The following is a 14,778-nucleotide window of genomic DNA, read 5'->3' as shown; positions in this document are numbered from 1 at the left end:
GATACTATTGATATGGGAAAACGTTTACTATAGCTGTTAGTAATATAGTAAACGTTTTCCCGTTTTTCTAACTTTTTTTACCAGCCGGTGTTTTGTTCAAATCCATTCAACCTGATTTCTCTTTCAGGAATTGGAAATAATAACTGGAACGGCTGTATGTTATATGATGCCGGGCTGAGCCTGGTGAGCCTTTTCTTTTCTTCTATACCGTGGGCAGTCATTACGGAAACGGCTTTGCCGGTGCGTAATAACTGGTACCAGCGATTGTCTTCAAAGGCAAGTTCTACACGCACCTCCTGAAAAACAGCATCACGGAAAGCGCTCTGGCTCAAAGCAGGCAAAGGATCCAACCCTGCGCGTTGACGCACAGGATTGATATACTGCAGCGGATTACCGGTGCCGGTTTCGTTGATTGCTTCTGCCAGCATCAGCAATACCTGCGAGTAGCGGTATACGGGCCAGTTTTCATTGGCGCGGCCATCAAGCGCATATGGCGGATGATAGAATTTCCGGATGAGCGGTAACTTGCCACCAAAGGCAATTGATTCTGCAAAAGCGGCGTTAGTAGGACTGGAGTACATAAAAATAGATGCATCCTTTCTTTTATCCTTTGCTTCATACGCGTTTACAATACTGGGAGTAGGCATGTTCACGCCGCCCAGGTTACCATTGAAGCCGGTCAGATCTTTTTTACCGTTGCGTGGACCAAAGTTGAAAATATAGTTGCTACTTTCTGTTTCGATGCCGGAATTGTATTGTACCGAAAAAATAGATTCTGAATTGTTCTTCTTCGCCGGATCAAAATTATCTGCATAGTTATCTACCAGCGAATAGTTCAGTGTAGTTACCTGTTGCAGGGTGGTTACTGCCTTTGGATAATCTTTCATTGTCAGGTATACTTCTCCAAGCAGCGTCAGCGCAGCACCTTTGGTAGCACGGCCGATGTCTCCGCCGGAGTAGCTGGCAGGCAGATTGGCCGCGGCTTCTGTGGCATCCGCAATGATCTGCGCATATACTTCTTCTACCGTGGCTTTCTTCGGGGTGGAAGCTTCATCCGGGCTTGCCACTTCTTTCACCAGCAGTGGCACACCGCCGAAAAGACGCACCAGGTGAAAGTAGTACAGGGCCCGGAGGAATTTAGCTTCACCGAGATACTGTTTTTTAGTTGCTTCGTTGGAAAATTTAACGCCGTCAATGCGGGTAATGATCACGTTGGATTGCTGTATGTTCTTGTATATCTGTGTCCATACATTGTTCACGTAGTTATTGGTGGGAGTGATCAGGAATTCATCGATCTCTTCCCGTTGCTGTGCGCCACGGTCGCTTTCATCGTACTGGTAGTTGGTATTATCTGCCCGCATTTCAGCCATCGCCCAGTAGTCGCCGGTATAAAATTGCTGTAACACGCCGTAGCAGCCGTTCACGGCGCGGAGTACCTGTGCTTCAGTAGTATAATAGTTAGATCCGCTGGAAAAGGAATTTGGCTTTACATCCAGCATGTTGTTACATCCATTCAGTGCGATCGCAAGCAGCGCGATAAAAGGTATCTTAGTTTTCATGTTGCTATTCTTTTTTTGACTGAATTAAAAGGAGAGGTTGGCGCCCAGTGAATAAATTCTTGGAACCGGGTAACTGGAATAGTCGATACCAGGTACCAGCGCGCCGCTTCCGCCTTTGCCCATGTAGTTGGTTACTTCAGGGTTGCCGCTGTAGTTGGTAAACAGGATGGCATTCTGCACACTTACATATACCCTGGCGCTTTCCACAAATCCCATCTTAGGAAGACTGTAGCCCAGCGTAATATTTTTCACCCATGCGTAGTTGTTTTTTTCTACCGTCAGTGAACTTACGTCACGATACATTACCCTGCCACGGCCGGAACCATTGGTGGTTGGCACTTTGCCATTGCCAGGGTTAGATTCTGATCTCCACCTGTTAGCTACATCTTTTCGTACGTTAAATACGCCATCAATATTGCCGTTGTAGTCATTGGTGGCATGTAAGCGGTCGGCGCCCATAGAGCCCACTACCAGTACACGCAGGTCAAATTTTTTGTAATTCAGGATATTGGTTAAGCCCCAGTTGAAGTCGGGGTAAGGATTACCGATGATCGAAAAATCTTCCCGCGGATTGATTACGCCATTGCCATTGATATCCTTGAAGCGGATATTACCTGGAATTGCACCGGGGAAAGCTGGGCCTTTATCTACTTCTGCCTGGTTCTGGTAAATGCCGTCAAATACATATCCATACAACATTGCCAGCGGCTGGCCTACAATGCTCACATTGGTAGGATTACCTTCACTGCTGTTGCCGGAATAGATAGGGGCATTGTCTTTTCCCAATGCCAGCACTTTGTTGCGGTTAAAGGCAATGTTAAAGTTGGTGGTCCAGGTGAAAGATTTGGTTTCCATGTTGCGGGAGGAGATACCAATTTCCAGTCCCTTGTTTTCCATATCGCCACTGTTTTCAGTTACGGTAGTAAAGCCGCTGGACTGTGGTACTTCTACGTTTAACAGCAGGTCCTGTGTATTTCTTTTATAAGCATCGATAGTCAGGTAGATGCGGTCTTTCAGCAAACCAACGTCAACGCCTATATTTAATTCACGCATTCTTTCCCATCCAAGATTTGGATTGCCAAGCGTGTTCATTACACGGCCGCCATTCAGCGCACCACCCAGTACATAATCACTGGTACCGATGCTGCTCATGTAGGTGTAGTTACCGATATTGAAGTTTCCGGAGAAACCATAGGAAGCCCTTACTTTCAGGTCGCTGAATATACGGGACGACTTCATAAAATCTTCCTGTGAAACACGCCATCCCAGTGCTACAGACGGGAAGGTACCCCAGCGGTTGTTGGGACCAAAGCGGGAGGAGCCATCACTTCTCACAGTAGCTGTTACCAGGTATTTATCTTTATAGGCATAGTTTACCCTGGCCAGGTAAGATAATAATGCCCACTCTGTTTTATCAGTTACATTAGGATTATTGGTGAGAGTAGCTGCGCCGTTGATGGTTTTGATATCATCATCCGGGAAGTTGGCCGCATTGATACCCACATTTTGTTCCTTCTGTGATTGTACACTGTATCCCAGCAAACCGGTAATAGCATGCCCGCTGTTGCTGTTGTACTGGTAAGTGAGTGTGTTTTCATTCAGCCAGTTCAGGTAATTCCCGGTGATGTAACCTCCGGAAGGAATACTTGGCGGCGCCGCATTGGTATTACCAATGGTGGAGGGCCGGAAGTATTCGGCGCTACCTTCCTGGTAATCTACGTTGAAGGTGGATTTAAATTTCAGGTTCTTTATAATTTCATATTCTCCGTAAGTATTAAAAAGAATACGGGTGCTCTTGGATTTGTTGGTTACCTCATTGAGCATCATTACCGGGTTAGGCAAACCAAAAGTACCGGGACTCTGGATATATTCATTATAGCTGCCATCTGCTTTATAGATAGGCTCAATCGGGCTGGCAATACCGAAAACGCCTTCGCGGCCTTCTCCGTTGGTGTTGCCTTTGCGGGTGGTGTAAGAGGGCGCTACGTTGAAGCCTACTTTAAATCTGTCGGAGAGATTAGCGTCTACATTGGCTCTTACGGTAAAACGCCTGTAGCCGGAGTTGATGATCACCCCGTCCTGGTTGTAATAACCTGCGGAGACATAAGTCCTGATTTTATCGGTACCGCCACTTACGCTCAGGTTAATATCCTGCATGGGCGCAGTGCGTGTAATGGCATCAAACCAGTCGGTGCCTTTACCGATCAGTTCAGGATGACGGTAAACTTCCGGTATGTCTGCATCCGTAGGTTCGCGGTGTTCGGTGAAACGGATATTATCTTCAATCGCTTCTTTTCTGAACTGGGCAAATTCCTGGCCGTTCATCAGGTTTGGACGTCCTTTGTCGGGGATAGTCTGCACGCCATAATTGGCAGAAAGCTGCACGCGTGGAATACCGGAGCTGCCTCGTTTGGTAGTGATCAATACTACGCCGTTAGCGCCTCTCGAACCATAAATAGCGGTAGCAGAAGCATCTTTCAACACCGCCATGGATTCAATATCCTGCGGGTTAATAGCGTTCATTGGATCAGATACCTGGTCGGAAGAAGACGCCAGCGGATAACCATCCACTACATACAGTGGCTGGCTGCCAGCGCCCACAGCGCCGATGCCGCGCACCTGTACCTGCGGTCCGCCACCGGGAATACCATTGGAGGTACTCACCTGGATACCGGCAATCTGGCCGGCCAATGCCTGGTCAGGACCGGCAACGGGCATGTCTTTAATGTTCCTCATGGTAACAATTCCAACAGATCCTGTTACATCTTTTTTCTGTTGTGTACCATAACCTACAACCACTACCTGGTTAAGGACTTTATTGCTTGGTTCCAGCTGTGCGCTGATGCGGGTACGGGTACCTACGTGATAAGTTTTGCTTGCATAACCGATTATGCTAAAAACAAGAGAATCTGACGGAGCGGCGGAAATGGTATATCTGCCATTCGCATCAGTGAATGCACCCTGGCCGGTACCTTTAACGCCAACGGTTACACTGGGAAGCGGCGAGCCCGTTCCGGCATCTGTAACCTGGCCGCCAACGTTATTCTTTTGTGCATAGGTGAAAGTGCTGATGAATAACAAGGCAGAACAGGTGAAGCCAAAACGTGCGAGGCAGGAAGATCCTTTTTGATAAAGGATAGAAGCTCTGATCATAACGAGTGGAATTTGGTTTGATGAAACGGCATTACTTTACGGAAATAAATTTAGCGGAAGAATAATACATTCCTGTCCTGTTGCGTCCTGTACTGTCCTGTACTGTCCTGTATCGGAGCCTGTTAACTGTTATGAAAGAGGCGTTTGTAAAAGCCGGAAAATATTGCTACTTTCCACTGCATTTGCTAAAATGCAGACAGTTAAAAATCTGATGTATGATCATGAACAGAAAAAGCCTGAAACTGGTAGCCCTGTTTGCCATATTGGGCGCTACGGCTTTTGCACAGAATACCGCGGACGCTGATGCCGCCGCAAAAGAAAAGAAGCAACGCGAAGAACTGATGAAACAGGATTGGGCCTGTTTAAAATGTTTCCAGGAAGCCAACGCCCAGGTGGGCGCGCCTAAACCGGGCGAACAGCGGGTGGTATTTATGGGAAATTCCATTACCATCGGGTGGGGAAACCTGAACCCGGAGTTTTTTGAAGGCAAACCCTATATCAACCGCGGCATCAGCGGGCAAACCACGCCACAGATGCTGATCCGTTTCCGCCCGGATGTCATTAACCTGAAACCGAAAGTAGTAGTGATCCTCGCGGGCACCAACGATATCGCAGGAAATACCGGCTATACCCCGGTGGAAACCATTTTTGGTAACATCGTATCAATGGCGGAACTGGCTAAGGCAAACGGTATCAGCGTGGTGTTGTCATCTGTAATACCGGCATTTGATTATCCGTGGCGTAAAGGACTGGAGCCGGTTGGGAAGATTGCCGACCTGAATCAGCGCCTTAAAAACTACGCTGCCAAAAATAACTGCGTATACCTGGACTATTACACCGCAATGGCCGATGAAAGAAAAGGGTTGAAAGCCGAACTGACATCTGATGGCGTACACCCCAATAAAGCCGGCTACCTTGTAATGGGACCACTGGCGGAAAAAGCAATAGCTACCGCATTAAAAAAGAAATAAGTTGAAAACCCGCTCATTCATTCTTACCGGCATCCTGGCACTGGCAACGGGATTGGTTACTGCACAACAATCACTTTCCGCCAGGCTGAATTCTCTCTTAACGATCAAAAGTCCCCGCCCGTTCAACGGGGTAGTGCTGATTACACAAAACGGGAAAACGCTGTACGCCAAAGCCTATGGCTATGCCAACCGCGAAACAAAGCAGGCGCTGAACATCAACGACCCGTTTATCATTATGTCCGTTACCAAGCAAATGACGGCCGTAATGGTGTTGCAGCAAGTGGAAAAAGGACGTATCCGGCTACAGCAAACATTGCATTCCTATCTCCCGGAAATAAAAGATAGCTGGGCAGACAGCATTACCATCCACCAGTTGCTCAATCACACTTCCGGCGTGGTGTGGTTTGATGCGCCGCTGGCCTTTCTGCCCGGAACAAAATACGCTTACTCCAACTTCGGTTATTCCCTGCTGAAATCCGTACTGGAACGTACTACCGGTAAGCCCTATACGGAGTTGGCGTCTGCCTTGTTTAAAAAATCCCGTATGACGCACTCCGGCATTACCGGCCATACACCAGCAGTAAAAGGCTACCGGGAAATGCCCTCTGGTGGCCTGGAAGCAAGTACGGATACTATTCCCGACTGGCACTATGCAGGTGCAGGCGTGGTGTCCACGGCCCGCGACCTGGTACGCTGGAATGAACTATTGTATGGCAGAAAGTTACTGAAAGACAGCTGCTACCAGTTGATGACGCATGTTTGGGAACACCGGCAGCACACCGTATACGGGTCAATAGGAACCGGCTATGGTATTGTGGTAAGCGACGATAAGCAGGAGATGGGACACACCGGGTATATGCCGGAGATGGGATTTACGCTCATCAATTTCTACTATCCGGCAACCCGTGCCAGTCTTATTGTAATGGAGAACGCCGGCTACAGCGAAAAAGATATACCCAGGGCTTATTTCTTTGAAAGAAACATCCGCGAAATATTATTACCAACTGTTATAAAGAAGCAATAACAGCTATTTACATAATTCCACTGCGGTGATATGTTATTTTTTTCTAGTAACGTTTTCTTATTCAGATATTTTGTTGTAGTTTCATTACTCACCAAAGAAAAGGAGGTATTCATGCTATCTACAGAATATTCATGGACACCTAAGGTTAATTTAGTTTAACCAGGGCGGCTCCATTAGAGAATCTGTTAACGCTTTGGCGTTAAAGGCATCCTGGCATAGCCGGGATGCCTTTTTCTTTGTTATATAATATTTTTATATTTTTGTGAGAGGTATAACGCATTGGTTACCCCAAAGCAACAAACTATAACACATGGCTTTTATTATGGTGGACGTTGAAACAGACGGTCCCATTCCCGGCGATTACTCTATGATTTCTTTTGGCGCCGTCCTTGTAAATGAACAACTGAATCAATCTTTTTACGGTCAGCTAAAACCCATTTCCACTAAATTTATTCCCGAAGCACTGGCAGTATCCAATCACACGCGTGAAGAAACCCTCGGCTTTAATGATCCTGCGCAGGTGATGCAGGATTTTAAGCAATGGATCACTTCCGTTAGTAAGGACCGGCCCATTTTCATCAGCGATAACAACGGTTTCGACTGGATGTTTATCTGCTGGTATTTTCATCATTTTATTGGTGAAAACCCGTTTGGATTCAGTTCTCAAAACCTTGGCAGTCTGTACAAAGGCATCACAAAGGATACTTTCCAGACGTTCAAGCACCTGCGCAAAACAACCCATACGCATCACCCCGTAGATGATGCAAAAGGCAATGCAGAAGCGCTGCTTACCATGAAACGCGAAATGGGACTGAAAATTAAGTTGTAGCTACGCCCTCAAACTTTTAACCGGGTTCACCAGCCCGGCTTTCACCGACTGGTAAGCGATTGTAACTCCCGCTATCAGTACAGACACCGAGATCGCAATAAGAAAAGTACCGCCACCGATATGGGTCTGATAAGCAAAATTGTCCAGCCAGCGCGTCATCACAAACCAGGCGACAGGCGCCGCCACGCAAAAGGAAACAAAGATCAGCAGGATAAATTCTTTTGCAAATAGCCCGACAATATTCAGAAGGGAAGCCCCTAATACTTTACGGATACCTACCTCTTTGGTGCGTTGCACCGCTGCAAAGGCCACCAGGCCATACAATCCGAGGCAGCCAATGATGATGGCCAGGGAGGAAAACAGCTTAAATGCGGTGTATATTTTTTGCTCCTGTATATACATGCTGGCAATGCGGTCGTCCAGGAACTGATACTCAAACTGGTTTTCTGTAAATAATGCAGACCATAATTTATCTATGCCTGCAATAGTATTCCGCATATCAGTAGGCTTGATCCGGATATTGGCCGTTCCGAAACCGCGGGCATTGTATTCCAGTATACAAGGTCTTCTCTTTTTATACCGGGATTCACTCTGGAAATCTTTCACCACACCCGTGATCAGCGCAGGGCCATCGTTGATGTAAAAGTGTATTCCCAGTGCTTTCTCCGGGTTCTGAATCCCCATTTTATGGATCATTGTTTCGTTTACAAGCACCCTGCGAAGCGTGTCGGCATCTGTGCCTGGGCGGATTTTTTCGCCTGCCAGTAACTGTATCGAAAACATGTCCATATAGTGTTCGTCGATCGCTTTTACTTCGGTTACATCGTTTTCAGTAAGTCCCACCGCGGGGCAGCGGAACCCGCTGAAGTTGCTTCCGTTCACCGGTGAGCCCGAGGCAAAGCTCAGCTGTGCTACACCGGGATTGGCAAGCAATTGCTCCTTTAAAATATCCCGCTTGTTCCTGTCGGGTACCGGGAAAGAAACAACTGCTTCTTTGTTAAAGCCCAGGTCCTGGTTCTGGAGAAAGTCCATCTGGTAGCCAACTATCAGCGTACCCGCAATCAGTATCTGGGAAATGCCAAACTGGGTGGATACCAATATCTTTCTTAATCCTAATCCCCGGAATGTAATACCCGTATTGCTTTTAAGGGATGTTGCCGGTTCAAAGGCCGACTGCACAAAAGCAGGATACAGGCCTGCTAAAAGTATAACCGTTACCGTTATTGCTGCCAGTACCGCAACAATTAGCGGTTGCATTAACTGCGATACCCCGATCTTCAGGTTCATCCAGGTGGCTACAAATGGTAACAAAACTCCTGCTGCTATGGTTCCCAGCACAACAGCCATCAATACCAGCAGAGTGGTTTCACCCAGGAATTGACGGATCAGCTGACCACGGTAAGCCCCCAGCACTTTACGTACACCTACTTCCTTTGCGCGGCGTATAGCCTGGGCCGTAGCCATATTGATGAAATTGATACAGGCGGTGATGATAATAAACAGCGCCACCATCGCAAGGCCCCAATAGGTTTCCCGGCTGGTGGTAGGACTGGCAGGGTTACCCAGGTAACGCTGGTCAAAATGGATTTCTTTCAGCGGCTGCAGTAAAAGGGTTGCTCCTGACGCGACATCAGCGCCCCAGTTTTTGGTAATAAAGGCAGGCATCCTGGCCTGTAACTTTGCTACGTTGTAGTGCTCAGGCAGCACCACAAAAGCATTGCCACCATTGATATTGTAAAACTCAGCCGGCGCCAGCACTTCCTTCCTGATGGTTTCGTAGGAAGCCAGGAATACAAACGGCTGACTGGTATTGCCCGGCAAATCTTCAATAACACCGGTTACTTTAAGGTTAAACTGGTTGTTCAGGTTAATCACCTGGCCCATCGGGTCTTTTGTACCAAAGTACTTTCCGGCAATGCTTCGTGTGAGCACCACCTGGTTGGGTTCCGATAAGGCAGTGCGCGGATCTCCGGCCAGCCAGTGATAATCAAATATCTGAAGGAAAGAAGCATCTGCGAAGGCAAATCCTTTTTCATTGTACCGCGTATCACCCGCTTTTACCAGCCCGGTGATCTGGTACCAGTATTGCGACACTTGCTCCAGTTCGGGGAAGTCGTTGCGCAGGGCGGGTACTACTGCCAGCGAGGTACTGGGATTATAATCGAGTGCATGCAAATTAACACGATAAGTACGATCCGCTTTTTTGTGGAAGCTGTCATAACTCAACTCATTTTTTACAATGAGAAAGATGATCAGGCAGGCGGCAATACTAAGTGTTAAGCCAAATACATTGAGAAATGTATAGCTGAAATTCCGCGTAATTGTCCTGAAAGCTGTTTTAATATAACTGCTGAACATGGAATTCAATTTATAGGATGGACCGTACTTGCAGCTAAGTAAATGCCATCATATTAAAATGCTGGTTTTCAGTAGATAAGGAGGTGTTGAAGGATTAAAAATGTCCGGTTTTAAAGGGGGAGTGTCCGGTTCCGGACATCATTTCAATAACTTCTTCCGTAAAGAATACACATAAAAATCCTCTACTTTTTTACGTGCCCACGGCGTTTTGCGGAGAAATTTTAAACTGCTTTGCACAGATGGATTGCTGATAAAGCAATTGATCCTTACCTGGTATCCCAGTTCTTCCCAGCCATAGCTCTCATAAAGATGTGTCACTATTTTTTCCAGTGTAAGTCCGTGCAGCGGGTCTTTGGATGCGCCTGGTGTGTCCATGTTGTTCCGTTTTTATGGCCCAAAGGTAAGTTAATTACAAAGATGCCCGCATGGTTACATAAAACGGTACTTCTATTTGTGCGCGGGAATTATCCAGGATCAGCTGTGCCGCCATTTCTCCCATACATTTAAAGTCGGTGGAAATGGTGGTGATGCCATTGAGGATGAATTTCTTCAAAGGCGTTTCGTTATAGGAAATGATCCCTACATCTTTGCCTATCTTCAGGTTTAAGGAAATGATCCTTTCTATCAGCAATACCAGGTCGTTTTCCCGCAGGTTAATATATACATCTCCCGGCTGGATATCTTCTTCTCCTATTTCTTCTACCTTTTTACTGTTAAAAGCATAGTTCTGGCAGAATTGCATAAACCCTTCGTAAATTTCTTCCGGGTAATAGGTATTGTCGGGGTAAATGATTTTAATGGTGTGGTATTGCTGCAGCTTGTCCCTGGCCTGTTCCAGGGCGCCGTAAATATCTTCCTGGAAATTTTCATATACTGCGCCGTATTCGCCGGTTACACCTTTCAGCTTTTTATCCAGCAGGATCAGTTTCTCTTTCGGGATAGTATTGATCACTTCATCAACATGCTCCCATCTTTCCCGGAAGTGCGGAAGTATCACAATATGTGTATATTCATTGATGTTTTGTGACAACAATTTTTTAAAGAGACTGAAATCGCTGTTATAAATATAGAAGTCGATATTGGCCTGTTCCCCCAGCTTGTCTGCAAACGAATCATAGATGATTTTTTTGTGCTCGCTCAGTTTGTTGAACAGGAGCAGTATCTTATATTGCTGGTCAAGATTGGTTTGCGACACATAGTAGCCTTTTCCGGGAACGGACCCCAGGATACCCAGCCCCTTCAGGTATTTGTATGCTTTTTCTGCGGTATCCCTCGAAATTTCAAAGGCATAACTGACTTCATTGATGGACGGCAGTATATCATCCTGCTGTACTTTTTTGTCTACAATAGCTTTGATGATAGAGTTGGCCAGCTGGTAATATTTAGGCGTAGCAGAAAAATCATCAATAAAAAGGTATTTAAAAATCGGATGTTGTTTCATGGCTCATCAGGTATTAATCCGTGGAATTAGCTATCAGGTTATAACATGGTTGTTTTCCCGGCAATGATAGTGATTTAATTCTATAAATGCTATCTCCGGCCGGAACCATGACAGTCCATGACAGTTTAAAAAAGTACATGCTTTATTTTTATGAAACTTTAATCTCCACGTTACAAATTACTATATCATTATGCAGGCTTTACTGGGAGTTTTATTTCACTTTATAGGTGGGTTCGCATCGGGAAGTTTCTATATCCCTTACAAAAAGGTAAAGGGATGGAGCTGGGAAAGTTACTGGATTGTAGGCGGGATCTTCTCCTGGCTGGTGGTACCGCTGGTAGCCGCCTGGTTAACCGTTCCCGGTTTTATGGATATTATCCGTAATACGGAAGGCACCATTCTTTTCTGGACCTACTTCCTGGGCGTACTGTGGGGAATCGGCGGTTTAACCTTCGGTTTGTCCATGCGTTACCTCGGCATGTCGCTGGGAATGGCGGTAGCATTAGGCTTTTGTTCTGCCTTTGGCGCACTGATACCGCCCATTTACCGTGGTTTGTTTACAGACGATCCCAATACGCTGGGCGCTATGCTGCACAGCAGCAGGGGTTTGTATGTACTATCCGGCGTGGCGGTATGCCTGGTGGGTATTGCTATTTGCGGAAGAGCGGGAATGCTCAAGGAAAAGGAGCTTACCGGTGAACAGAAAACTGAAAGCATCCTCGAATTTGACCTTCGTAAGGGGCTGGCGGTAGCCATTGTTTCAGGTATCCTGAGCGCCTGCATGAGTTTTGCCATTACTGCCGGAAGCAGCATGGGTAAGGCAGCGGTAGCCAACAATGCCAATCCTTTGTTCCGGAACAATGTTATTTTTGTAGTGATTATGCTGGGAGGGCTCACCACCAATTTTATCTGGTGCATGCTGCTCAACAGGCGTAACCGCTCATTTAATGACTATACGAACAAAAGCACCCCGCTGGTAAGGAACTATTTATTTGCAGCAATCGCGGGTACTACCTGGTTCCTGCAATTCTTTTTTTATGGAATGGGAGAAAGTAAACTGGGCAATGATGCCAGCTCCTGGATCCTGCACATGGCTTTTATTATCCTGATTTCCGGTATGTGGGGCTTTGTGCTGAAGGAATGGAAAAATGCCAGTAAAAAAACATTCGTTACTATCTCCCTGGGTATATTCACCATTATTCTTTCTGTAATCCTGGTCGGATATGGTAATTCTTTAGAAAATTAACCCTCAGCATTATCGCAATTAAAAACGTAAAAATTATAGAGTATGTCTTTAGATGGAACTACTACGCAATTCAGGCATGTCAGCTATTTATGGGATGAAGTAACAGCCGCTGCTATGGCTGGTGATGAAGTAGCCTTGCTGATCTATCGTTCCAATTTACTCGGCGCAGACCTCCGGTTAACTAACTACGGCGGTGGTAACACCTCCTGCAAAGCCACCGCAAAAGATCCTTTAACGGGAGAACCGGTAGAGGTGATGTGGGTAAAAGGCTCCGGCGGGGACCTGGGCACGCTCAGGAAAAGTGGCCTCGCTGCCCTGTATGTAGATCGTCTCCGCAGCCTGCAGAATATTTACAGGGGAATAGCGCATGAAGATGAAATGGTGGAATTGTTCAATCACTGCATTTACGATCTTAGCTCAAAAGCGCCCTCCATTGATACCCCCCTGCATGGTTTTCTTCCCTTTAAACATATCGATCACCTCCATCCGGATGCTGCCATTGCTATTGCGGCGGCAAAAGACGGCCGGAAAATCACGCAGGAGCTGTTTAATGGCACCATTGGCTGGGTACCCTGGCAAAAGCCCGGATTTGACCTCGGATTGCAGTTAAAGCAATGCCTCGACGAAAATCCCGGTATCCGCGGTATTATGCTGGGCTCTCACGGCCTGTTCACCTGGGGCGACACTGCTTACGAAAGTTATATCAATACCCTGGAAGTAATTGAACGCTGCGCGGAATACCTGCAGGAAAATACCGGTCGTAATAAACCTGTGTTTGGCGGCGCTAAAATACAATCATTGTCGCCCGACCTTCGTAAAGCCCAGGCCGCTGAACTGGCGCCGGTTTTACGCGGCTACTGCTCTTCTCAGCAGAAAATGGTTGGCCATTTTACCGACGATGCAAGAGTGCTTGAATTTATTAACTCCAATGATCTCGACAGGCTCGCACCGCTGGGTACCAGCTGCCCCGATCACTTCCTGCGCACGAAGATCAGCCCGCTGGTGCTGAACCTTCTGCCGGATGCTGATCTGAAAGACGTAGCCACCGTAAAAACATCCCTGGCGCCGTTATTTACCGCCTACCGGGAAATGTATAAAGAATACTACGATACCTGTAAACATCCCAACAGCCCGGCCATGCGCGATCCTAACCCCGTGGTGATCCTGTATCCCGGCGTAGGCATGTTCACCTTCGCAAAAGATAAACAAACCGCCAGGGTGGCCGCTGAGTTTTATATCAACGCCATCAATGTAATGAAAGGCGCGGAAGCCATCTCTGAATACACCTCCCTGCCACGGCAGGAAGCATTTAATATTGAATACTGGTTGCTGGAAGAAGCCAAGCTGCAACGCATGCCAAAGCCGAAAGCGCTTACCGGCAGAATTGCCCTGGTAACCGGCAGCGCCGGCGGTATCGGTAAAGCCATCGCTAAAAAGTTTGCAGAAGAAGGCGCCGTAGTGGTGATCAATGATAATGATGCACAGCGACTGGCATCTGCCACGGAAGAGTTTAATAAACTGTACGGAAAAGATGTATTTGCTGCCGACCTGCTCGATGTGACCGATTCCGCATCTATTCATAAAACCTTTAATACCGCGGTACTGGCCTTTGGCGGGGTGGATATCATTGTAAACTGCGCCGGACTGTCGATCTCCAAACCACTGGAAGATCATACGGAAAAAGACTGGGACCTGCTGTACGATGTACTGGTAAAAGGACAGTTCCTCGTTACACAAACCGGCGTAGAAATCATGCGCAAGCAGGACACCGGCGGGGATGTGCTGAACATCGTTAGTAAAAACGCATTGGTTTCCGGTCCTAACAATGCAGGATATGGATCAGCCAAGGCAGCGCAACTGCACCTGAGCCGTCTTAATGCCGCTGAGCTGGGAAAAGATCGTATACGCGTGAACGTAGTAAATCCCGATGCAGTGATTTCCGATAGTAAAATATGGGCCGGCGCCTGGGCAGAAGGCCGCGCCAAAGCATATGGCGTAAAGGTGGAAGAACTGCCTGCATTCTATGCAAAACGTACCCTGCTGAATGAAATCATTGTACCGGAAGATATCGCCAACGCCTGCTATGCTTTTGTAGGCGGATTACTCAACAAGGCTACCGGCAACGTGCTGAATGTGGATGGTGGTGTAGCAATGGCTTTTGTGAGATAAAAATATCGTTTTATCTGCGTTAAAAAAG

At 47.0% G+C, this 14,778-nt stretch carries 10 protein-coding genes; 5 read left to right on the top strand and 5 right to left on the bottom strand.

All coding sequences use genetic code 11. The features are described from left to right. Window positions 1–77: 77 nt before the first annotated feature. Together PV783_RS31610 and PV783_RS31605 are read right to left on the bottom strand one after the other, a co-directional pair. The gene (locus PV783_RS31610) at window positions 78–1,559 is read right to left on the bottom strand and encodes a RagB/SusD family nutrient uptake outer membrane protein (protein ID WP_079472031.1); all 1,482 of its coding nucleotides are present in this window, start codon (window positions 1,557–1,559) and stop codon (window positions 78–80) included. A 24-nt stretch (window positions 1,560–1,583) separates the two neighbouring features. Further along, on the bottom strand, window positions 1,584–4,712 hold the full coding sequence (locus PV783_RS31605) for a SusC/RagA family TonB-linked outer membrane protein (protein ID WP_420990799.1): 3,129 nt from the start codon (window positions 4,710–4,712) through the stop codon (window positions 1,584–1,586). 215 nt (window positions 4,713–4,927) lie between these two features. Between PV783_RS31605 and PV783_RS31600 the strand changes: the two genes are divergently transcribed. From PV783_RS31600 to PV783_RS31590, 3 genes are all read left to right on the top strand, one after another. Further along, window positions 4,928–5,683, top strand: a complete 756-nt coding sequence (locus tag PV783_RS31600) for an SGNH/GDSL hydrolase family protein (RefSeq protein WP_420990798.1) — start codon at window positions 4,928–4,930, stop codon at window positions 5,681–5,683. Window position 5,684: 1 nt separating this feature from the next. Next, window positions 5,685–6,707, top strand: coding sequence for a serine hydrolase domain-containing protein (locus tag PV783_RS31595; protein WP_420990797.1), 1,023 nt, complete (start codon window positions 5,685–5,687; stop codon window positions 6,705–6,707). Between the two features lie 310 nt (window positions 6,708–7,017). After that, entirely contained in the window at window positions 7,018–7,536 is a 519-nt protein-coding gene (locus tag PV783_RS31590; protein WP_111578265.1) for a 3'-5' exoribonuclease domain-containing protein, read from the top strand. Here the strand turns inward: PV783_RS31590 and PV783_RS31585 are convergent, their stop codons facing one another. From PV783_RS31585 to PV783_RS31575, 3 genes are all read right to left on the bottom strand, one after another. Beyond that, on the bottom strand, window positions 7,537–9,894 hold the full coding sequence (locus tag PV783_RS31585) for an ABC transporter permease (RefSeq protein ID WP_420990796.1): 2,358 nt from the start codon (window positions 9,892–9,894) through the stop codon (window positions 7,537–7,539). Window positions 9,895–10,032: 138 nt separating this feature from the next. Next, window positions 10,033–10,269, bottom strand: a complete 237-nt coding sequence (locus PV783_RS31580) for a VF530 family DNA-binding protein (protein WP_079472027.1) — start codon at window positions 10,267–10,269, stop codon at window positions 10,033–10,035. A gap of 34 nt (window positions 10,270–10,303) precedes the next feature. Continuing rightward, on the bottom strand, window positions 10,304–11,335 hold the full coding sequence (locus PV783_RS31575; protein WP_079472026.1) for a GntR family transcriptional regulator: 1,032 nt from the start codon (window positions 11,333–11,335) through the stop codon (window positions 10,304–10,306). 190 nt (window positions 11,336–11,525) lie between these two features. Here PV783_RS31575 and rhaT point away from each other — a divergent pair, with 190 nt between their 5' ends. Together rhaT and PV783_RS31565 are read left to right on the top strand one after the other, a co-directional pair. Next, a complete protein-coding gene (gene rhaT / locus PV783_RS31570) occupies window positions 11,526–12,581 on the top strand; it encodes an L-rhamnose/proton symporter RhaT (RefSeq protein ID WP_079472025.1) in 1,056 nt (351 codons plus the stop codon). 42 nt (window positions 12,582–12,623) lie between these two features. Further along, window positions 12,624–14,750 carry a bifunctional aldolase/short-chain dehydrogenase gene (locus PV783_RS31565; protein WP_420990795.1) on the top strand — a complete coding sequence of 709 codons (2,127 nt, stop codon included), beginning with the start codon at window positions 12,624–12,626 and terminating at the stop codon, window positions 14,748–14,750. Window positions 14,751–14,778: the final 28 nt, after the last annotated feature.

Origin of the sequence: Chitinophaga sp. CC14, from assembly GCF_048957795.1 — a bacterium.
GTDB lineage: Bacteria > Bacteroidota > Bacteroidia > Chitinophagales > Chitinophagaceae > Chitinophaga > Chitinophaga ginsengisegetis.
Note: the sequence above shows the minus strand (reverse complement) of the source record. Positions and strands in the feature narration are given on the sequence as shown.